The organism is Streptomyces sp. Ru73, from assembly GCF_002920575.1.
Classification (GTDB): domain Bacteria; phylum Actinomycetota; class Actinomycetes; order Streptomycetales; family Streptomycetaceae; genus Streptomyces.
In genome coordinates, this window is the sequence record NZ_PQSQ01000058.1 from 32,865 (window position 1) to 51,786 (window position 18,922).

Genomic DNA, 18,922 nt, shown 5'->3' on the forward strand with positions numbered 1-18,922 from the left:
TGCCGTACGGCGCCGTGCCGTTGCCCTGCCCCGTCGCCCTCGCACCCCCGGTACCGCCCCGTCCCACCAGGCACGACGCCTGCCGCTGGGACGGCCGGCGGATCGCGCTGCCGCCGCTGAGCATCGGTGCGCTGCGCCGTCACCGGTGTGGTTGACGGACCCCGCTCCTGCGGCAGTTGACGGGTTTCCCCCGCCGATGGGCGGGTTTTCTTTACCGACCGTTGAACTGTCCGGGTGATCACGGATAGCTTCACTCGTCACGAACCGGCTCGCGCGCGACCTGCCCGCGAGCGGTCAGAGATGATGTGGAGTACCCATGGCACATCTGAGATCCAGACGGGTGCGCGCGCTCGGCGTTCCGGTCGGACTGGCCCTTGTGGCCTCCCTCGGCTTCCTCCCGCAGGCGGCCACCGCCGCTCCTCAGGAAGCGCCGCGCTCCGCGGCCGCGGCCGACGGCCCGCTGCTCTCGTACGTCGTCAACGCCACGCCCGGCAAGGCCTCGGTGGCCAGGGTGGGCAAGGCGATACGCGCGGCCGGCGGCACGGTGGTCGTCGCGCACGAGAAGATAGGCGTGATCGTCGTCCACTCCGCGAACCCGCAGTTCGCCGAGACGATACGCACGGTGCGGGACGTCCAGTCGGCCGGCGCCACCCGCACCGCCCCCCTGAAGCCCTCCGGCACCACCGATGTCGGCAAGCCGCAGAAGGCCGATCTGAGCAAGGCAGCGAAGCTGGCCGGCGCCAAGGCCAAGGCGGCCGGCGAGGAGCCCCTGGAGCCCCTCCAGTGGGACCTGCCCGCCATCAAGGCCGACCAGGCCGCGAAGGTGAACCCGGGCAGCAAGAAGGTCACCGTCGCCGTCATCGACACCGGCGTGGACGACACCCACCCGGACCTGAAGCCCAACTTCTCCGCGCAGCAGTCCGCCAACTGCGTGGGCGGCAAGGCCGACACCACCCCCGGCTCCTGGCGCCCGTACGACCCCGCCGAGGACTACCACGGCACCCACGTCGCCGGCACGATCGCCGCCGCGCGCAACGGTGTGGGCGTGGCCGGCGTCGCCCCGGGCGTGAAGATCTCCGCCATCAAGGTCAGCGAACCGAAGACGAGCCTGTTCTACGCCGAGAGCGTCGTCTGTGCCTTCGTGTTCGCGGCCGACCACGGCGTCGAGGTCACCAACAACAGCTATTACGTCGACCCGTGGATGTTCAACTGCAAGGACGACCCCGGCCAGGGCGCCATCGTCGACGCGGTGGGCCGGGCCGCCAAGTACGCCGAGCGCAAGGGCGCGATCAACGTCGCCGCGGCCGGCAACTCCAACCTGGACCTCGCGGCGAAGGAACTCACCGACAAGTCGAGCCCGAACGACACCACCCCGGTGGAGCGGAAGATCGACCCGGCCAAGTGCTGGGACGTGCCCACCCAGCTCCCGGGCACCGTCACGGTCGCCGCGACCGGCGTGAAGAAGCTGAAGTCGTACTACTCCAACTACGGCAACGGCGTGATCGACGTGGCGGCGCCGGGCGGTGACGCCCGGCAGGTGCCCGAACTGCCGGCGAAGAACGGCACCATCCTCTCCACCATGCCGGGCGGCGACTGGGCCTACCTGCAGGGCACCTCGATGGCCAGCCCGCATGTGGCGGGCGTCGCGGCGCTGGTGAAGAGCGCGCACCCGAAGAGCAGCCCGCAGGAGATCCAGTGGCTGCTGAAGAGGGACGCCGACAACCCGGGCTGCCCCCAGGGTGACGCGACGTGCACCGGTACGGCGCACGTCAACGGGCACTACGGCTACGGGATCGTGGACGCGCTGGACGCCGTCGAACAGCGCTGACCATCGGTGCCGGGGCCCGTGGCAGCCGGGTCCCGGCGACCGGGCGGTCCGCCCGTCCCTGAGGCGGGCGGACCCGTCGTCCGCAGCACCCCGTCGGCCAGCAGCCACTGGGCCGCGAGGTAGCCGAGCATGATGCAGAACTGCGGGGCCGGCGGTTGCGGCCAGTGCGCGATGCCGGTCGCGATCAGGGTGTCGGAGCCGAGGAAGCACAGGCCGCCGAGGAGCGCCCGCGGCCCGGCCCGCAGCGCGCCGTACGCCATCGCGGTGAGCAGCAGGCTGTACCCGGCGACCGGTCCGCGCAGCGCGGCCGGCAGGTCCGGCCACAGCAGCGCCACCGTGCCGAGCCAGGCCGCGGTGTAGCCGGCGGCCACCGCGGCGAGCCGCCACCGGCGGCCCCACCGGGGCGTCGCCCCGCGCCGCACGAAGAGCGCGAGGTAACAGAGGTGTCCGGCCGCGAAGGACGCCATGCCCACCAGGAAGGCGGTGTCGCCGCCCGCCTGGAGGAGGGTGTCGCCGCCGCATCCGAAGAGCAGCGCGGCGACGAGCAGGAGGGGCCCGCCGCGTACGCGCACGTAGGCCGCGAGGACCGGCATCAGCGCCGGCTTGATCACCACCTCCACCGTCCCTGCCCCGAAGAGCAGCGCACCGAGGTGCACGAGGGCCAGCGCTCCGAAGGCGGCGAGCAGGGCGCGTGCGGCGGTTCCCCGGCTCATGCGGCGGACGCCCCGGCGTCCGGCACGCGTGACGCGGCATCGCCGTCCGGCGCGGGCTGCCAGCCCGGCCCGCGGAAGACCCGCCCGGCGCGCTCCCGCCAGCTGCGGGCCGCCCGGACGTCGCGGGCGATGGCCGCGTACTCGTGGGTGGCCACGCGCAGCGGGTTGAAGGTGTCGATGTTCTTGGTGAGCCCGAAGACGGGCCGCTCCGTCTCCGGGACGAACGAGCCGAACAGCCGGTCCCAGACGATGAGGATGCCCCCGAAGTTGCGGTCCAGGTAGCCGCCTTGGGAGGCGTGGTGGACGCGGTGGTGGGAGGGCGTGTTGAGCACGTACTCGAACGGGCGGGGCAGCTTGTCGATCCGCTCGGTGTGCACCCAGAACTGGTACACGAGGTTCGCCGAGGAGCAGAAGGCGAGGGCCGCCGGGTGCACGCCGAGGGCGATCATCGGGAGGTAGAACGGCCAGACGGTCCAGGTGGTCCACGGCTGGCGGAGCGCGGTGGTGAGGTTGAACTTGCGGCTGGAGTGGTGCACCACGTGGCAGGCCCACAGGATGCGGATCACGTGGTGGCCGCGGTGCGACCAGTAGTAGAAGAAGTCCTGCGCCAGCAGCATCAGGGGCAGCGTCCACCACAGCACCGGGATGCGCAGCGGCGTCAGTTCGTAGACGGCCGCGTAGATCGCCACGATCGGGATCTTCCACAGCGCGTCGAAGACGAGGCTGCCGAGGCCCATGCCGACGCTGGTGGCGGCGTCCTTGGCCTCGTACCCGGCGGCGTCCTCGTCCGGGTGCAGCCGGTAGCTCACCATCTCCAGGACGGTGAGCAGGACGAAGGCCGGTATCGACCACAACACGACATCGGGCAGGTTCGGCATGCGGGCACCATAAGGCGGCGTACGGCGTCTCGGCCAGAGGTTGTTACCAATGAGTATCAGCCGAAGTTACCGCCGGTACGCCCAGCCTGCCCCGCCCGGCCCGTCAGGTGGCGTCCGGCGGCAGCGTCACGCTCCCGTCCTGCTGGATCTGCGCGGTGGGCGAGTACGTCCGCTGCCCCGACTTCCGCGGGTCGTCGCTGCGCCCGGGGTCGAGCGAGGCCCAGGCGACCGACTGGACGCCGCTGCCCTCCACCGCGTCGGCCGAGCACGAGGCGAGCGAGCTGTACCAGGTCTTCCCCGGGTCGATCACCACGTGCCGCAGCGCGCTCCCGCCGTCGCACTCCTGCGGGACGCGCCCCTTGTACCAGGCGACGTCCACCGTCACCAGCGCCTGCTCCGCACGGCTGTTGCGGACGATGACCCCGAACTGCGCGCTGCCCGAGTGGTCCACCGCCTGGACGCAGCCGCGCATCTCCAGGTCCTTGAACCCCGTGCCGCGCCAGTGCCCGCAGCTGATGTGCGCGTCCGGATACGGGCTGCTGACCGTCGCCTCCAGCCGCGCGCCGGTGGCCTCCGGCGATGCGGCGGCGGGCTCCTTCGGCTCCGGCGGCGCGGCCTTTTCGGAGGTCTTCGACGCCGACGGCTCACGGGTCCGCTCCGCCGTCCCCGACGGGCTCGGCGGCGCGGACCGGCCGGCCGGACCGGCGGACGCGGTGGCAGCGCCCGCCGCGGCCCCCGGCGGCGTCGCGTCGGCCGCGTCGCCCGCGGTGCCGAACCACTGCCGGCCGCCCAGCGCGAGCGCGACCGCCGCGGCGGCCACCAGCACCCCGCAGACCGCCAGCGGCACCGGCCGCAGGAGCCGCGCCGGGCGCTTCCCGGGCTGCTGCTGCGGGCTCGCCGGTGCGGCCTGCAGGAAGACGTACTGGCGGTTGTCGGTGCTGGTGGCGTGCACGTCCCCGTGCTGTGCGATGTTCTGCGTCCCGCCGTCCTGGGCCCGGTTGTCCTGGGACCCGGGAGTCGTCATCCGGCGCTCCCCGGGCCGTGGTGGACGTGGAGCGAGCCGCCGCCCTGCACGATGTGCTGCACCCCGCCCGACTCGGCGGTGTTGTGCTGGACGTACGTCGTGCCGGCCGCCGCCGCGCCCTCGGCCCGCGCCCTGGCCACCAGCTCGCGCAGCGCCTGCTCGGCGTCGGGCCGCTCCTCCAGCAGCGCCTGCAGCTCCCTCGTCCACTGGTTGGCCAGCACCTGCCGTACCGCGTCGCCCCCGGCCCCTGCGGCCCGCGCGACCTCCGTCGAGGTGCCCTCCAGCCGGCGCGCCACGTCCTCCGCACGGCTCCGGTCGCCCCGGCCGAGCAGCGTGGCGAACCCGCCGCGCACCGACTGCCAGGCGTCCGTCGCCATCGCACCGATCAGGGCCGTGCCGCCGGCCGCCGCGAGCTGGCCGAAAGCCTCTGGGATCACCGAACTCCCCCTCCGTCTCATTGAGTTGGCACACCCGTCCAACAAACGCAATGAGGGAAGAGAAAGTTACCGCCGTTGACTTAGTTACGCCACATCACTCACCCCTCCCCACGAACGGGAAGTCGAAGCCCGTCAGCCAGTGCCGTCCGGTCTCCCGCGCCCGCCGCCAAGACGCCTCCACCGGCGCCTGGTTGCGCGGCTGTCCCAGCTCGTCGGGGGCCGGACCGATGCGGGACGCGACCGGTGCGAGCGCCCGCTTGTCGAACCCGAACGCCTCCGCGGCCGACTCGCCCAGCATCCGGCGGGTCTCCCCCACCGGGATGTCGTGGAAGGCCCGGCGCAGCCACTCCCTGGTGTGCGGCCAGGTCCCCTCGGGGTGCGGGAAGCCGGAGCCCCAGAGGACGTTGTCCACGCCGATCTCGTACCGCCGCGCCAGCTCGTGCCGGGTGGGCGCGGTGGCGCAGACGAAGACCTGCCGGTCGAGGTACTCGTGCGGGGACCGCTTCAGCCCGGCGAACGGCGAGCGCTTCCGGCCGCCGCGCACGTCCGCGTACAACCGGTCCAGGTGCCACAGCAGGTCCGGCAGCCACCAGCAGCCGGCGCCCGCGACCCCGAAGCGCAGCCCCGGGTGGCGCTCGAAGACCCCCGACCACAGCAGGAACCACAGCGGGCGGGCCGGCCACCACGCCGCCTCGGAGAGCTCGATGCCGAGGTGGCCGCCGTGCTCGGCGCGCGGCCCGGTGCCCGCGTGCGTGAGGACCGGCATGGCCGTCTCGGCCGCTGCCGCCCACACCGGGTCGTACCGGCGGTCGTGGTAGGGCGCGGCGCCGTCCCGGCCGGCCGGGATCAGCAGCGCGCCGAGGCCGGACTCGCGGGCCCGGTGGATCTCCGCGACCACCTCGTCGACCTCGGCGGCGACCGGGAGCACCGCGACGCCGCAGTGCCGCTCGGGCGCGGTGGCGCAGAACTCCGCGAGCCAGCGGTTGTACGCCCGGGCGCCCGCCAGGGCCGCCTCCGGCCCGGCGCCGGCGGCCGGGTCCAGGCCCGCGCCGAAGGGCGGCGCCGTGCCGCCGTCCGCGGTCTGCGTGTCGGGGAACACGACCTCGGCGGCCACCCCGTCGCCGTCCAGCTCCTTGATGCGCTGTGCGGCGTCCCAGCCGCCGCGCAGCCCCTCCTCGTTGTCCTCGTACCACCTGAGGGCCGGCGCGCCGCTCCCGGTGCCGCGCCGGCCGGCCTCGGCGCGCCGGGCGTCCCGCTGCGCGAGGAAGTCGTCGAAGGCCCGGTGGTGCGCGGCCTCCAGATAGGGCCGGTACCGCTCGGTGGGCAGCCCGGCGTGGCAGGCGGCGGAGATGATCAGGTACGGGTCGGTCGGGTCCGTCATCGCGGCTCCTCGGTCGGTCCGGAAGGAAACGTTCGAGGTGGTCCCGTCACGCGCGGGGCGCGTGCCGTCGTGCCCGTGCTGCAACAGGGTTACAGCGACGGCCCACGAGGGGTAAAGAGACGTGCACCGGTCAGGGGCCGCCCGTGAACGGCGCCCGGCGACAAGGCCGTTGCCACCGCCCACCCTCGTCGGCACAAAGGCCCCACGGCATCACCACGGCATCCGCAGGGCACGGCACGGCATCCGTCCGGAAGCGGTCGCCGACAGCGGACCTCAGCGCACAAGCACCACTTGCCCCCTGACGCCCCTTCGGGAAATCGAGGCCACAAGCGGCGCACGATGTCCGATACGCCCCAAAGCGCGCATCTGCACGCCCCCGCAGGGCGGCGCTGTCAGTCCCGGCCCGTATCCTCATGGACCATGCTCGAAGACCGCACGGCAGCCGACCGCCCGCTCTCCCCGGAGATCGCGCGGCAGCCGGCCCCGCAGGAGGAACAGGCCCCCTGGCCCACCGCGTACCCACAGGGGTATGCGGTGGTCGACGTGGAGACCACCGGACTGGCCCGCGACGACCGGATCATCTCTGCCGCCGTGTATCAACTGGACGCGAGGGGCGAGGTCCAGGACCGCTGGTACACCCTCGTCAACCCCGAGCGCGATCCGGGCCCGGTCTGGATCCACGGCCTCACCACCGAGGTGCTGTCGGGCGCCCCGCTCTTCCCGGAGATCGTCCCCGAGCTGTCCCGGCGGCTGGAGGGCCGCGTCCTCGTCGCGCACAACGCGATGTTCGACTGGTCGATGATCGCCCGCGAGTACGCCCGAGCGAAGGCCCAGGCACCGGTGCGCCAGCGGCTGTGCACGATCGCGCTCGCCAAGGAGCTGCGGCTGCCGCTGCCCAATCACAAGCTGGAGTCCCTCGCGGCGCACTACGGCGTCGTGCAGGAGCACGCGCACCACGCGCTGGACGACGCCCGGGTGCTCGCCGAGGCGTTCCGGCCGAGCCTCCGGCTGGCCGCCCGGGAGAACCTCCGGCTGCCGCTGCTGGCCTGCCAGCCGCTGACCGAGTGGTCCGACGCGCCGCGCCCGCCCGCGCAGCGCTCCGGGTACGGCGCGTACCGCCCGACCGCCTGGCGCCCCTCCCGCAAGCGCCCGGCCTGCCCGTATCCGAATCCGGGCCGGTACGAACCGGGCGGCCGGCTGCAGCAGGGCATGCGGGTCGCCTTCTCCGGCGACACCTCCGTGGACCGCGAGCTGCTGGAGGACCGCGCCATCGAGGCCGGCCTGCACGTCGCGACCAGCGTCTCCCGCCTGACCAGCCTCCTGGTCACCAACGACCCCGACTCCCCCACCTCCAAGACCGCCAAGGCCCGCTCCTTCGGCACCCCCGTCGTCGACGAGCCCGCCTTCATGCAACTCCTCCAGGACGTCCAGCCCGCCCCCTGAGGGGCGCGGGGAACTGCGCGAGCAACCACAACGGCGACACGGTCGGCCGACGACCGAACCCCTCACGGCGGGCAGCCGAGGCCCCGGCCACCGTCCGGGTGAAGCCCGACAACACACCCGGCGCGGGGCTGGTCCCCCGGAAAACCGCGCCCCACCCTGGGGCGCATGGCACGTTGCGAGGTCTGCGGAAACGACTACGGCATGACGTTCGAGGTGCACGCGCAGGGCGCGGTGCACGTCTTCGACTGCTTCTCCTGCGCCATCCACCGCATGGCGCCCATCTGCGAGCACTGCCGGTGCCAGGTCATCGGCCACGGCGTCGAGGCCGACGGCCACTGGTACTGCTGCGCCCACTGCGCCCGCGCCGAGGGGAAGGTGGGCATCGTCGACCGGGTCTGACGCGGCGGGCCGGGGCGGGCCCGGCGGCCAGGGCGGGACCCTGCCGTCGGGGGCCGAATGTGGACAGGTACCGTCAATACCGTGTACCGCTTCCTGTTGTCCCGGCAGTGGGTGATCCTCACCCTCGTGGGCCTCGTCCTGATCCCCGTCATGGTCAGGCTGGGCTTCTGGCAGCTGCACCGCCATGAGCACAAGGTCGCCCAGAACGCCCAGATCGCCCGGGCGCTCGACGCCAAGCCGGTACCGGTCACCGACCTCGCGAAGCCGGGGCGCGACCTGCCGGAGGCGGACCGCTGGCACCCGGTGAAGGCCACGGGCCGGTACGACACCAAAGGCGAGGTCGTGGTGCGCAACCGCACCGCGGCCGACGAGCAGACCATCGGCTACTACGTCCTCACCCCGCTGCGGCTGACCGGCGGCGCCACCGTCCTGGTCAACCGCGGCTGGATCGCGCCCAGCGGCGGCGCGCTCACCACCTTCCCCGACGTGCCCCCGGCACCGAAGGGCACGGTCACCGTCACCGGCCGGGCGATCCCCGACGAGACCACCGCCGAGAGCGGGATCAAGGACACCAAGGGGCTGCCCGACCGCCAGGTCATGCTGATCAACAGCAAGCAGGCGGCCGAGCGGCTGCACCGCCCGGTGCTCGGCGGCTACATCGAGCAGACCGCGCCCGAGCCCAAGGGCGGCAAGCCCGAGCTGGTCCCCGAGCCGGACCACAGCAGCATCGGCCCGCACATGGCGTACGCCGTCCAGTGGTGGCTGTTCGCCGCCGCCGTACCGGTCGGCTGGGTGATCCTGGTACGCCGCGAGCGCAAGGACCGCGCCGCTGCCGCCGCCGCGGCCGACGACTCAGCGGCGCCGGCCGAACCGGAGCGGCCCAAGGAGCCGGCCGCTGCCGCCCCGCAGGACGGGCCGGGGTCCGGTACTGCATAGCCCCCGCCCGCTCCGGGCAGTCGTCACAGCGTGCATCCACCTATCGAGGACTACGCGCTCATCGGGGACCTGCAGACCGCCGGGCTCGTCGGCCGCGACGGCTCCATCGACTGGCTGTGCCTGCCCCGCTTCGACTCGGCCGCCTGCTTCGCGGCGCTCCTGGGCGACCGCGACAACGGCCACTGGCGGCTCGCGCCCGCCGACCACGAGGCCCGCGCCGACCGCTCGTACCGGGGTGACTCGCTCGTCCTGGACACCGAGTGGACGACCGGCACCGGACGCGTCCGGGTCACCGACTTCATGCCCCAGCGGGACCGCGCACCCGACGTCGTCCGCATCGTGGAGGGCCTGGAGGGCAGCGTCGAGATGCGCGGCGTGCTGCGGCTGCGCTTCGACTACGGACGCGTCGTCCCCTGGGTACGGCACGTCGACGGCTGCCGGGTGGCCGTCGCCGGCCCCGACTCCGTCTGGCTGTCCGCCGACCCGCAGGTGACGACGTACGGCCAGGGCTACAGCACCCGCTCGGACTTCACCGTCGAGGCCGGCGAGAAGGTCGCCTTCGTCCTCACCTGGCACCCCTCCCACCGGCCCCGCCCGCGCCGCATCGATCCCCACGAGGCGCTGCAGTGCACGCTGGACGACTGGAAGGAGTGGTCGGCGCGGTGCACGTACGAGGGACCGCACCGCGACGCCGTCATCCGCTCCCTGATCACGCTGAAGGCGCTGACGTACGCGCCCACCGGCGGCATCGTCGCGGCGGCCACCACCTCGCTGCCCGAGGAGATCGGCGGCGTACGCAACTGGGACTACCGCTACTGCTGGCTGCGCGACGCCACCCTCACCCTCAACGCGCTGCTCTCCGCCGGGTACACCGAGGAGGCCGGGGCCTGGCGCGACTGGCTGCTGCGCGCGGTGGCCGGCTCCCCCGCCGACCTGCAGATCATGTACGGGCTGGCGGGCGAGCGGCGGCTCCCGGAGGCGGAGCTGCCCTGGCTTACGGGCTACTCCGGCTCCGCGCCCGTGCGCATCGGCAACGCCGCCGTCGACCAGCTCCAGCTCGACGTCTACGGCGAGGTCCTGGACTCCCTGTTCCTCGCCCGCAACGCCGGCCTGGAGGACAAGCCGCACGCCTGGAACATCCAGCGCGCCCTGCTCGCCTTCCTCCAGAAGAACTGGCGGCAACCGGACGAGGGCCTGTGGGAGGTCCGCGGCCCGCGCCGGCACTTCGTGCACTCCAAGGTCATGGCCTGGGCCGCCGCCGACCGCGCCATCCGCACCGCTGAGGCGCACCCCGGTCTGAAGGCGGACCTGGACGCCTGGCGCGAGATGCGGGACGAGGTGCACCGCGAGGTGTGCGAGAAGGGGTACGACCCCGAGCGCGGCACGTTCACCCAGTACTACGGCTCCGAGGAGCTGGACGCCGCGACGCTCCTCATCCCGCGCGTCGGCTTCCTGCCGGGTGACGACCCGCGCGTGATCGGCACGGTCGACGCGGTCCGCCGCGAGCTGACGTACGCCGCCGGCCCCGACGGCGCGGGCGGCGCGCGCGCCGGGCTGGTGCGCCGCTACAGCGCGGACCGGGGCGACGGCTCGCACGCGACCGACGGGCTGCCCGGCGAGGAGGGCGCCTTCCTGGTGTGCTCCTTCTGGCTCGCCGACGCGCTGTACCTCACCGGACGGCCCAAGGAGGCACAGGAGCTCTTCGACCGCCTCCTGGAGCTGCGCACCGACCTCGGGCTGCTGGCGGAGGAGTACGACCCGGTGAGCGGCTGCCAGCTCGGCAACTTCCCGCAGGCGTTCAGCCACATCGGTCTGATCGGGACCGCCTTCACCCTGGCGGGCATGCCCAAGGCAGACTGACCCCATGGATCTTGGACTCACCGACCGGACGTACATCGTCACCGGCGCCACCCGAGGGCTGGGCCACGCCACCGCCAGTGCGCTCGTCGCCGACGGCGCGAACGTCGTGATCACCGGCCGCACCGACGAGGCGGCCGCCGAGGCCGCGAAGGGCCTGGGGCCGCGCGCGCTGGGCATCGGCGCGGACAACGCCGACCCGGCCGCCGCGCAGCGCCTGGTGGACGCGGCCGAGGACCGCTTCGGCGGTCTGGACGGCATCCTCATCAGCGTCGGCGGCCCGCCCCCCGGCACCGGCGCCTCCAACACCGACGAGCAGTGGCGGGACGCCTTCGAGTCGGTGTTCCTGGGCGCGGTCCGGCTGGCCCGCACTGCGGCCGAGGCGCTCGGCGAGGGCGGCGTGATCGGCTTCGTGCTCTCCGGCTCCGTCCACGAGCCGATCCCGGGCCTGACCATCTCCAACGGACTCCGCCCCGGCCTGGCCGGCTTCGCCAAGTCGCTCTCCGTCGAGCTGGGCCCCAAGGGCATCCGCGTCGTCGGCGTGCTGCCCGGCCGGATCGCCACCGACCGGATGCGGCAGCTGGACGACCTGTCGGGCGACCCGGAGGCCGCGCGCGCCCGCAACTCCGCCTCGATCCCGCTGCGCCGCTACGGCACGCCGGAGGAGTTCGGCCGCACCGCCGCCTTCCTGCTCTCCCCCGCGGCGTCCTACGTCACCGGCGTGATGGTGCCGGTGGACGGCGGCGCGCGGCACGGCTTCTGAGCACCCCTCTCCTTGCCCGGGGTGCCGCCGTCCGGCGGCACCCCGCGGCGTACCAGGCGCTCAGGTGACCCGTTCGGCGCGGTGCCGTACGGCGCGCAGCCGGACCTCGGCCGGGATCTCCGGCAGGCCCGTCGCCTCCCGGGCGTGCGCCACCGCCCGGGTGCTCAGCAGGTGCACGGCGCCGGCCGGGTCGGCGTGCGGCTCCAGCAGCAGGCGCACCCGTACGCGGGGCTCCCGACGCCGGCCCGTCAGGCGCGTCACGGCGCGGTGCACGCCGTCCGCGCTCTCCGCCTCGGCCGCGAGGACGTCCTCCAGGGCCCGGCCGCGCAGCAGCGCCCCTTCCCCGTCCCCGGTGTCGACCAGGACCTCGCGCAGCCGCCGGTTGCGGAACTGGGCCAGCAGCCACCACAGGGCGAGCAGCACCAGCACGGCCAGCGCGGCGATCACGGCCGGCCACCACCAGCCCGACCCCGTCCAGCGGGTGCGGTCGGCCGCCGGCAGCAGGACGTCACGGGGCGCGGTCCACGGCCAACCGCCGGGCGGCCCCGCGTGCCATGCGTCCGCAAGACCGAGCCCGCCGAAGAGCACCAGCCCGCCGGTGCCCAGCAGCACCAGCCCGAGCAGCGCGAGCAGCACCCGGTTGACCGTCCGCCGTACCTGACGCATCGCCACAGCTCACCTCTTCCCGGCGCGCCGTACGCGCACAGACATGCCCGGCGGCCGGGCGAGGCCGAGCCGCTCCAGGCCCTCGGCCAGCGCCGCGTCCACGTCGCCGCGTACCTCGTCCAGCTCGCGGAAGTGCGCGAACGCGCGGGCCGTCACCTTGCGCCGGGACACCGTGATCCGTACGGACTGCACGCCCGGCACCTCCATGACCCGGTCGCGCAGTACCAGTGCGGCGGCCGAGCGGTCCAGGCCCGCGCGGGTCGCGGGCGTGGCGGGCCGCATCGGGAGGACGCCGCGCAGCCCGGGGGTCACCGCGAGCACGACCAGCCAGAGGCCCAGGGCCATGGCCAGCGCGGCGGCGGCCAGCACCCAGGTGTCCTCCAGCGGGCGGCTCGCCAGCTCGTCGGCGAGCCGGCGGCGCCAGGCCATCGCGGGCTGCCCGGCGCGCACGGCGGCCACGTCGTACAGGAACAGCCCGGCCACCGCGAGCACCACCAGTGCCACCAGCGCGGCCGGCAGCCGCCGGGCCGACCAGAAGCGCCCGGTCCTGCCGCCGCGCGCGCCGGAGGTGTAGGCGGCGTCGGAAGCGGACTGTTCGGGGCCGCGGCCGGCCTTCTCCAGGGTCGGGAGGCGCCGCGTCGTGTCCGGCTCGCTCATGCTCCGCGTCCCGTCACCCGGGTCACCGTACGTGTCATCGCACTCTCCCCTGCCCGGTCCGCCTCAGCTGCGGCGAGTGCAGACGGGTCACCTGGATCGCCACCTCGGGCACCGTCATGCCCGCCAACGCCCATACCCGTTCCGTCACCCGGCGACGCACCGCGCCGCACTGGGCGCCGATGTCGCCGGGGTAGCCCAGCTCGACGGAGACCCGCACCCGGGCCTCGCCGAAGGTGTCCTGACTGTTGTGGCGGCGTACGACGACGGTGGCGTCGGCGTCACCGGGACGGACGTCACGCGCCGGGCCGCCAGGGCGTGTCACCGTCCCGCCGTCCGGCGTTCCGTCTTCAGGGGCCGCCGCCGCGTCGTCGGGGGCCGCGCCGGCGGGCACGGCGTCAGGGCCGCGTGCGTCGGCGGGCGGGCGGCCGGCGGCGTGCGCCCCGCTGCCGCTTTCCGCGCCGCCGTCCGGGCCGTGCCGCAGCGCCTCCCGTGCGGCCTGTGCCGCGATCTTGGCGACCACCCGGTCGGCGATCCGCGTCGCACCGCGCAGCCCCGCCTCGACGGCCGGTTCCGGAAGCTGTCCGGCCACGCCTCACCGCCGCCGGACGTCGCGCTCACGGCCTCCGGGGCGCCGGAAGAACTCCCCGGGCTCCAGGTCGCCGTCGAGGAACCGGCCGGCCACGAACCCCACCGCCCCCAACGCCGCCACCAGCAAGAAGGCCCCGAATCCGCCGAAGTACCCGGCGAAGCCCAGTGCCATGCCGGCCAACAGACCGGCCACGGCCATGCTCATCGTGCACTCCCTCGCTGCCACCCCGGCAGGGATGGCGGACCAGCCGGACCACTGCCGGAACCCGGCCGCCGGCATCCGTACGCCCGTCCGGCCGGACCGCCCGGACGGATCGGACCGCTACTGGAGCCGGGGCTCCGCTTCCTCTTCCTCGACCTCGTCCGGCAGCTTGACGTCGCCGACCGCGATGTTGACCTCGACGACCTCCAGTCCCGTCATCCGCTCGACCGCGGCGATGACGTTCTCCCGCACCGCCTTGGCCACCTCGGCGATCGCCACGCCGTACTCGACGACGATGTCCAGGTCCAGTGCCGTCTGCACCTCGCCGACCTCGGCCTTCACGCCGCGCGTGACGGAGCGGCCGCCGGGCACCCGGTCGCGTACCGCGCCGAAGGTGCGGGCCAGTCCGCCGCCCATCGCGTGGACGCCCATGACGTCCCGGGCGGCCATGCCGGCGATCTTCTCGACCACGCCGTCCGCGATGGTCGTACGGCCCCGGGTCGCCGGGTCGCCGCCACCACGTTCGGTGCCGAGGGTCTTGCGGGCGCCGCCTTCGCCGTGCGGCCGGCCGCCCTGTGCGGTGTCGCTCATCGCGTCGTCCCTTCCTCGGGGAGGAGCGGGCACACCTGGCATGCCCTCGAAACCCACATTAGGGGTGGTCGGGGCGGAGCGCCGCCGGGATACCGCCGGGATACGCCGACCGGGCGGGCAAAGCGGCGGGAAGGCGGCGCGCAGTGATCCATTGCGCGCCCGGGGCACGCGCGGCGCGCCCCGGACACGGCGGCCGGTTACTCGCCCGCGCCGGCGAGGTCGCGCAGCCGGCGGCCCTGCGCCGCACGCTCCGCCGCACGCTGCTCGTCGAGCGAGCGCGCAGCAGCACCGGCGAGCAGGGCCTTGGTCTCGACGACGGCGTCCCGGGGCGCGGCGAGCAGCGCGGCGGCCAGGTCGGTGACGGCGGCGTCGAGCTGGTCGCCGGGTACGACGAGATTGGCCAGGCCGGTGCGTTCGGCCTCCTCGGCGTGCACGTACCGGCCGGTGGCGCAGATCTCCAGCGCACGGGCGTAGCCCACCAGGTGGACGAGCGGCTTCGTGCCGGTCAGGTCCGGCACCAGGCCCAGGCTCGTCTCACGCATGGCGAACTGCACGTCCTGCGCGCACACCCGCAGGTCGCAGGCGAGCGCGAGCTGGAAGCCGGCGCCGATGGCATGCCCCTGGACGGCGGCGATGGAGATGAGGTCGTTCCGCCGCCACCAGGTGAACGCCTCCTGGTACTCGGCGATCAGCGCGTCCAGCTCGCTCTCCGGACCTCGTCCCATGTCCAGGAACGACGGCTCGCCCGGGAAGCCCTCGGGAGTGAAGGCCTGCCGGTCCAGCCCCGCGGAGAAGGACTTTCCCTCGCCGCGCAGCACGACGACCCGTACGCTCCCCGGCAGCTGCTGCCCCGCCTCGGCCAGGGCCCGCCACAGGGCGGGCGACTGGGCGTTGCGCTTGGCGGGGTTGGTGAGCGTCACCGTGGCGACGGCGTCGTCAACGGTGAGCCGGACACCATCCTTGTCGAGCAGGGTCATGGAGCGCCTCCGAGTTTCAACGGTCACTGCACAGCAACCGCTAAGTTAACTGAACAGTAACCACCCGGTCGATCACTTCTTCGACCGGGTGGCACCGTCGGCTCTTCGGAGTCGCGGGCCGCCTCGAGTCAGGCCGAGGCGGCCTTCTTGCCCCTCGTGGCCCCGCCACGACCGCGCAGGACCACACCGGATTCGCTGAGCATCCGGTGCACGAATCCGTAGGAGCGGCCGGTTTCCTCGGCCAGCGCCCGGATGCTCGCTCCGGAGTCGTACTTCTTCTTCAGGTCTGCCGCGAGCTTCTCGCGCGCGGCGCCGGTCACCCGGCTGCCCTTCTTCAGAGTCTCGGCCACCCGTGCCTCCTCATGGGAAGTGCGCTCTGGACTCTCATGATCACCCCTCCCGCCCGTCCTGGCCACCCATTCGACAAGGTCGGTAGGACATCGTTTGGCGCGCGGGATGGCGCACGAGTGCCCGGAATCGCGAATTCCAAGGGCCTTACCGAGCGGCCCCGTCCGAGCGCCCGGAAGAACGGCCAGGTCAGGAGGTATACGACAGAACGGCGGCGGGCTCGTACCGGCGCACCGCCTCTCGTGCGGTGCGGCGCGCCGGGTACGAGCCGTTCTCACTCAGATGATGGATCACCCGTCGGCCGAATGATCCATACGGTGTTGATCACGGTGTCCCACGGCCCGTGCCGCGCCGTGCCGGGCACCGCGGCGGGCCGGAGCGGGCCTCAGGCCAGCGCCACCAGATCCGCGTAATCCGGGCCCCACAGGTCCTCCACGCCGTCCGGCAGCAGGATGATCCGCTCCGGCTCCAGGGCGTCCACCGCACCCTCGTCGTGGGTCACCAGGACCACCGCGCCCTCGTACGTGCGCAGCGCCCCGAGGATCTCCTCGCGGCTGGCCGGGTCGAGGTTGTTGGTGGGCTCGTCCAGAAGGAGGACGTTGGCGGAGGAGACGACCAGGGTCGCGAGCGCGAGCCGGGTCTTCTCACCGCCGGAGAGCACGCCCGCCGGCTTGTCCACGTCGTCGCCGGAGAACAGGAAGGAGCCCAGGGTCTTGCGGACCTCGACCAGGTCCAGGTCAGGAGCCGCCGAGCGCATGTTCTCCAGGACCGTGCGGTCCGGGTCGAGCGTCTCGTGCTCCTGCGCGTAGTAGCCGAGCTTGAGGCCGTGGCCGGGGGTGACCGTGCCGGTGTCCGGCTTCTCGGCCCCGGCGAGCAGCCGCAGCAGGGTCGTCTTGCCCGCGCCGTTCAGGCCGAGGATGACCACCCGGGAGCCCTTGTCGATGGCCAGGTCGACGTCGGTGAAGATCTCCAGCGAGCCGTACGACTTGGACAGGCCCTCCGCCGTGAGCGGGGTCTTGCCGCACGGCGCGGGCTTCGGGAAGCGCAGCTTGGCGACCTTGTCGGACTGGCGCACCTCCTCCAGGCCGGCCAGCAGCTTCTCGGCGCGCTTGGCCATGTTCTGCGCGGCGACGGTCTTGGTCGCCTTGGCGCGCATCTTGTCCGCCTGGGAGTTCAGCGCCGCCGCCTTCTTCTCGGCGTTGGCGCGCTCGCGCTTGCGGCGCTTCTCGTCGGCCTCGCGCTGCTGCTGGTACAGCTTCCAGCCCATGTTGTAGATGTCGATCGTCGACCGGTTGGCGTCCAGGTAGAACACCTTGTTGACGACGGTCTCGACGAGGTCCACGTCGTGGGAGATGACGATGAAGCCGCCGCGGTAGGTCTTGAGGTAGTCGCGCAGCCAGAGGATCGAGTCGGCGTCCAGGTGGTTGGTCGGCTCGTCCAGGAGCAGCGTGTCGGAGTCCGAGAAGAGGATCCGGGCCAGCTCGACGCGGCGGCGCTGACCACCGGAGAGGGTGTGCAGCGGCTGGCCGAGGACGCGGTCGGGCAGGCCGAGGCTGGCGCAGATGGTCGCGGCCTCCGCCTCGGCGGCGTACCCGCCCTTGGTCAGGAACTCCGTCTCCAGGCGCTCGTACTTCTTCATCGCGCGCTCGCGGGTGGCGCCCTTGCCGTTGGACATCCGGTCCTCGTTCTCGCGCATCTTGCGCAGGACCTCGTCCAGGCCGCGGGCGGAGAGCACCCGGTCGCGGGCCAGCACGTCCAGGTCGCCGGTGCGCGGGTCCTGCGGGAGGTAGCCGACCTCGCCGGACCGGGTGACCGTGCCCGCGGCGGGGATGCCCTCGCCGGCCAGCACCTTGGTGAGGGTGGTCTTGCCCGCGCCGTTCCGGCCGACCAGGCCGATGCGGTCGCCCTTGGCGATGCGGAAGGAAGCGGACTCGATGAGGACTCGGGCGCCGGCGCGCAGCTCGAGACCGGAGGCGGTGATCACGGGGAAAGACTCCAGGGCAGGGTGGACGGCGAACGGACGGGCGGGAGAAGCCGCAACGCGGCGCGCTCGGCAGAGGGAGCGCGGACGGGCCTGCGCCGTCTAATGCACAAGGAGAATTGCCATGGGACCAGTCTAACGGGGCTGTGCAAGCAGTTTTTTCCGCTGCCGCCTGCGCCGGAGCGGACCGGTCAGCCCGCTGCCGCCGGCGCCGGCGCGGACCGGCCGGGGGCTCCGGGGGCGCTCCCGGAGCGCCCGTGGAGCGGGTGTACTCCCAGGTCACATGGCGTTGTCGGACCCCACTGGCACACTGATGTGAGTCAGGACACACCGGCTCGCGAAGGGACCGCATCATGTCCGCCACCCCGCCTCCCTCGATCTGCCCGACGCTCCTCTACCGCGACCCCAAGGCCGCGATCGAGCTCCTGACGACCGCCTTCGGCTTCACCAGGGGCGCGCTGTACGAGGACGAGACCGGCACCGTGCTGCACGCCGAGCTGTCCTACGGCAACGGCACGGTCATGCTCGGCGCGAAGGGCCGCGCCGGAGTCTTCGCCGAGACGATGGGCGACGCGGGCCCGACCGGTGTCTACGTCGTCGTCGGCGACGTCGACGCGCACCACGCGCGGGCCAGGGCCGCCGGCGCGGAGATCCTCGTCCCGCCCACCGACCAGGAGTACGGCTCCCGCGACTACATGGCCCGCGACACCGAGGGCAACGTCTGGAGCTTCGGCACGTACGCCCCGTCGACCAGGGACGCCGACGGGACGGAGAGCTGAGGGAACGGAGGACTGAGGGGGCGACCGGGCGGGGTCCGTAGGCGGCAGGACGGAGCCCGTACGCGGCAGGAGCGGCCTCCCATACGCGGCCGGGCGGCCGGGGACGCGCTGCCGGACTGTCCGATGCACGCCGCCAGGCGGCCGTGTGCGTCACCGGAGGCCCGATGCGCGCTGCCGGACTGTCCGGTGCACGCCGCCAGGCGGCCCGATGCACGCTGCCGGACGGCCCAGTGCACGCTCCCGGGTGCCCGTGCGGGTCGCCGGGCACCGTCCCGTGCGCGCTGCCGGACTGTCCGGTGCGCGCCGCCAGGCGGCCCGGTGCACGCTGCCGGACGGCCCAGTGCACGCTCCCGGGTGCCCGTGTGCGTCGCCGGGCACCGCCCCGTGCGCGCTGCCGGACTGTCCGGTGCGCGCCGCCAGGCGGCCCGATGCACGCTGCCGGACGGCCCAGTGCACGCTCCCGGGGGTGCCCGT

At 73.7% G+C, this 18,922-nt stretch carries 20 protein-coding genes; 7 read left to right on the top strand and 13 right to left on the bottom strand.

Features of this window, described 5'->3' with window-relative positions; genetic code table 11:
* The first annotated feature begins 316 nt into the window (after nucleotides 1-316).
* On the top strand, nucleotides 317-1,828 hold the full coding sequence (locus C3486_RS23230; protein ID WP_103834697.1) for a S8 family serine peptidase: 1,512 nt from the start codon (nucleotides 317-319) through the stop codon (nucleotides 1,826-1,828).
* Here C3486_RS23230 and C3486_RS23235 read toward each other — a convergent pair.
* From C3486_RS23235 to C3486_RS23255, 5 genes are all read right to left on the bottom strand, one after another.
* Nucleotides 1,786-2,541: a lysoplasmalogenase gene (locus C3486_RS23235; protein WP_103834698.1), complete on the bottom strand. Its 756-nt coding sequence runs from the start codon at nucleotides 2,539-2,541 to the stop codon at nucleotides 1,786-1,788. The genes C3486_RS23230 and C3486_RS23235 overlap by 43 nt on opposite strands.
* Nucleotides 2,538-3,419, bottom strand: a complete 882-nt coding sequence (locus tag C3486_RS23240; protein ID WP_103834699.1) for a sterol desaturase family protein — start codon at nucleotides 3,417-3,419, stop codon at nucleotides 2,538-2,540. The genes C3486_RS23235 and C3486_RS23240 overlap by 4 nt, the downstream gene beginning before the upstream one ends.
* 103 nt (nucleotides 3,420-3,522) lie before the next feature.
* Entirely contained in the window at nucleotides 3,523-4,443 is a 921-nt protein-coding gene (locus tag C3486_RS23245; RefSeq protein ID WP_103834700.1) for a hypothetical protein, read from the bottom strand.
* Nucleotides 4,440-4,880: a hypothetical protein gene (locus C3486_RS23250; protein ID WP_103834701.1), complete on the bottom strand. Its 441-nt coding sequence runs from the start codon at nucleotides 4,878-4,880 to the stop codon at nucleotides 4,440-4,442. Before C3486_RS23250 ends, C3486_RS23245 begins: the two co-directional genes overlap by 4 nt.
* Before the next feature lie 94 nt (nucleotides 4,881-4,974).
* Nucleotides 4,975-6,261 carry an amidohydrolase family protein gene (locus tag C3486_RS23255; protein WP_103834702.1) on the bottom strand — a complete coding sequence of 429 codons (1,287 nt, stop codon included), beginning with the start codon at nucleotides 6,259-6,261 and terminating at the stop codon, nucleotides 4,975-4,977.
* A 420-nt stretch (nucleotides 6,262-6,681) separates the two neighbouring features.
* Between C3486_RS23255 and C3486_RS23260 the strand changes: the two genes are divergently transcribed.
* The 5 genes from C3486_RS23260 (at nucleotide 6,682) to C3486_RS23280 (ending at nucleotide 11,659) form a co-directional block, all read left to right on the top strand.
* The gene (locus C3486_RS23260; RefSeq protein WP_103834703.1) at nucleotides 6,682-7,704 is read left to right on the top strand and encodes a DEDDh family exonuclease; all 1,023 of its coding nucleotides are present in this window, start codon (nucleotides 6,682-6,684) and stop codon (nucleotides 7,702-7,704) included.
* A gap of 165 nt (nucleotides 7,705-7,869) precedes the next feature.
* Nucleotides 7,870-8,103 (top strand): hypothetical protein, encoded by a 234-nt coding sequence (locus tag C3486_RS23265; RefSeq protein WP_078649612.1) that lies wholly within the window; start codon nucleotides 7,870-7,872, stop codon nucleotides 8,101-8,103.
* Between the two features lie 81 nt (nucleotides 8,104-8,184).
* Nucleotides 8,185-9,039: an SURF1 family protein gene (locus tag C3486_RS23270; protein ID WP_103834704.1), complete on the top strand. Its 855-nt coding sequence runs from the start codon at nucleotides 8,185-8,187 to the stop codon at nucleotides 9,037-9,039.
* 30 nt (nucleotides 9,040-9,069) lie between these two features.
* Nucleotides 9,070-10,899 (top strand): glycoside hydrolase family 15 protein, encoded by a 1,830-nt coding sequence (locus tag C3486_RS23275; RefSeq protein WP_103834705.1) that lies wholly within the window; start codon nucleotides 9,070-9,072, stop codon nucleotides 10,897-10,899.
* Between the two features lie 4 nt (nucleotides 10,900-10,903).
* A complete protein-coding gene (locus tag C3486_RS23280; protein WP_103834706.1) occupies nucleotides 10,904-11,659 on the top strand; it encodes an SDR family oxidoreductase in 756 nt (251 codons plus the stop codon).
* A 60-nt stretch (nucleotides 11,660-11,719) separates the two neighbouring features.
* On the opposite strand, the gene amaP is transcribed toward C3486_RS23280, so the two are convergent.
* The 8 genes from amaP to abc-f all read right to left on the bottom strand — a co-directional run bounded on the left by amaP (nucleotide 11,720) and on the right by abc-f (nucleotide 17,672).
* Nucleotides 11,720-12,325: an alkaline shock response membrane anchor protein AmaP gene (gene amaP / locus C3486_RS23285; protein ID WP_103834714.1), complete on the bottom strand. Its 606-nt coding sequence runs from the start codon at nucleotides 12,323-12,325 to the stop codon at nucleotides 11,720-11,722.
* A gap of 9 nt (nucleotides 12,326-12,334) precedes the next feature.
* The gene (locus tag C3486_RS23290; RefSeq protein ID WP_103834707.1) at nucleotides 12,335-12,982 is read right to left on the bottom strand and encodes a DUF6286 domain-containing protein; all 648 of its coding nucleotides are present in this window, start codon (nucleotides 12,980-12,982) and stop codon (nucleotides 12,335-12,337) included.
* Nucleotides 12,983-13,016: 34 nt separating this feature from the next.
* The gene (locus tag C3486_RS38810; RefSeq protein ID WP_103834708.1) at nucleotides 13,017-13,571 is read right to left on the bottom strand and encodes a hypothetical protein; all 555 of its coding nucleotides are present in this window, start codon (nucleotides 13,569-13,571) and stop codon (nucleotides 13,017-13,019) included.
* Between the two features lie 3 nt (nucleotides 13,572-13,574).
* Nucleotides 13,575-13,775: a hypothetical protein gene (locus C3486_RS23300; RefSeq protein ID WP_103834715.1), complete on the bottom strand. Its 201-nt coding sequence runs from the start codon at nucleotides 13,773-13,775 to the stop codon at nucleotides 13,575-13,577.
* A gap of 117 nt (nucleotides 13,776-13,892) precedes the next feature.
* Nucleotides 13,893-14,363, bottom strand: coding sequence for an Asp23/Gls24 family envelope stress response protein (locus tag C3486_RS23305; RefSeq protein ID WP_103834709.1), 471 nt, complete (start codon nucleotides 14,361-14,363; stop codon nucleotides 13,893-13,895).
* Nucleotides 14,364-14,560: 197 nt separating this feature from the next.
* Nucleotides 14,561-15,340 (bottom strand): enoyl-CoA hydratase/isomerase family protein, encoded by a 780-nt coding sequence (locus tag C3486_RS23310; protein ID WP_103834710.1) that lies wholly within the window; start codon nucleotides 15,338-15,340, stop codon nucleotides 14,561-14,563.
* A gap of 128 nt (nucleotides 15,341-15,468) precedes the next feature.
* Nucleotides 15,469-15,690, bottom strand: a complete 222-nt coding sequence (locus C3486_RS23315; protein ID WP_006606369.1) for a helix-turn-helix domain-containing protein — start codon at nucleotides 15,688-15,690, stop codon at nucleotides 15,469-15,471.
* Between the two features lie 383 nt (nucleotides 15,691-16,073).
* Entirely contained in the window at nucleotides 16,074-17,672 is a 1,599-nt protein-coding gene (gene abc-f, locus C3486_RS23320) for a ribosomal protection-like ABC-F family protein (protein WP_103834711.1), read from the bottom strand.
* Nucleotides 17,673-18,022: 350 nt separating this feature from the next.
* Here abc-f and C3486_RS23325 point away from each other — a divergent pair, with 350 nt between their 5' ends.
* Nucleotides 18,023-18,448: a VOC family protein gene (locus tag C3486_RS23325; RefSeq protein WP_103834712.1), complete on the top strand. Its 426-nt coding sequence runs from the start codon at nucleotides 18,023-18,025 to the stop codon at nucleotides 18,446-18,448.
* Nucleotides 18,449-18,922 lie beyond the last annotated feature (474 nt).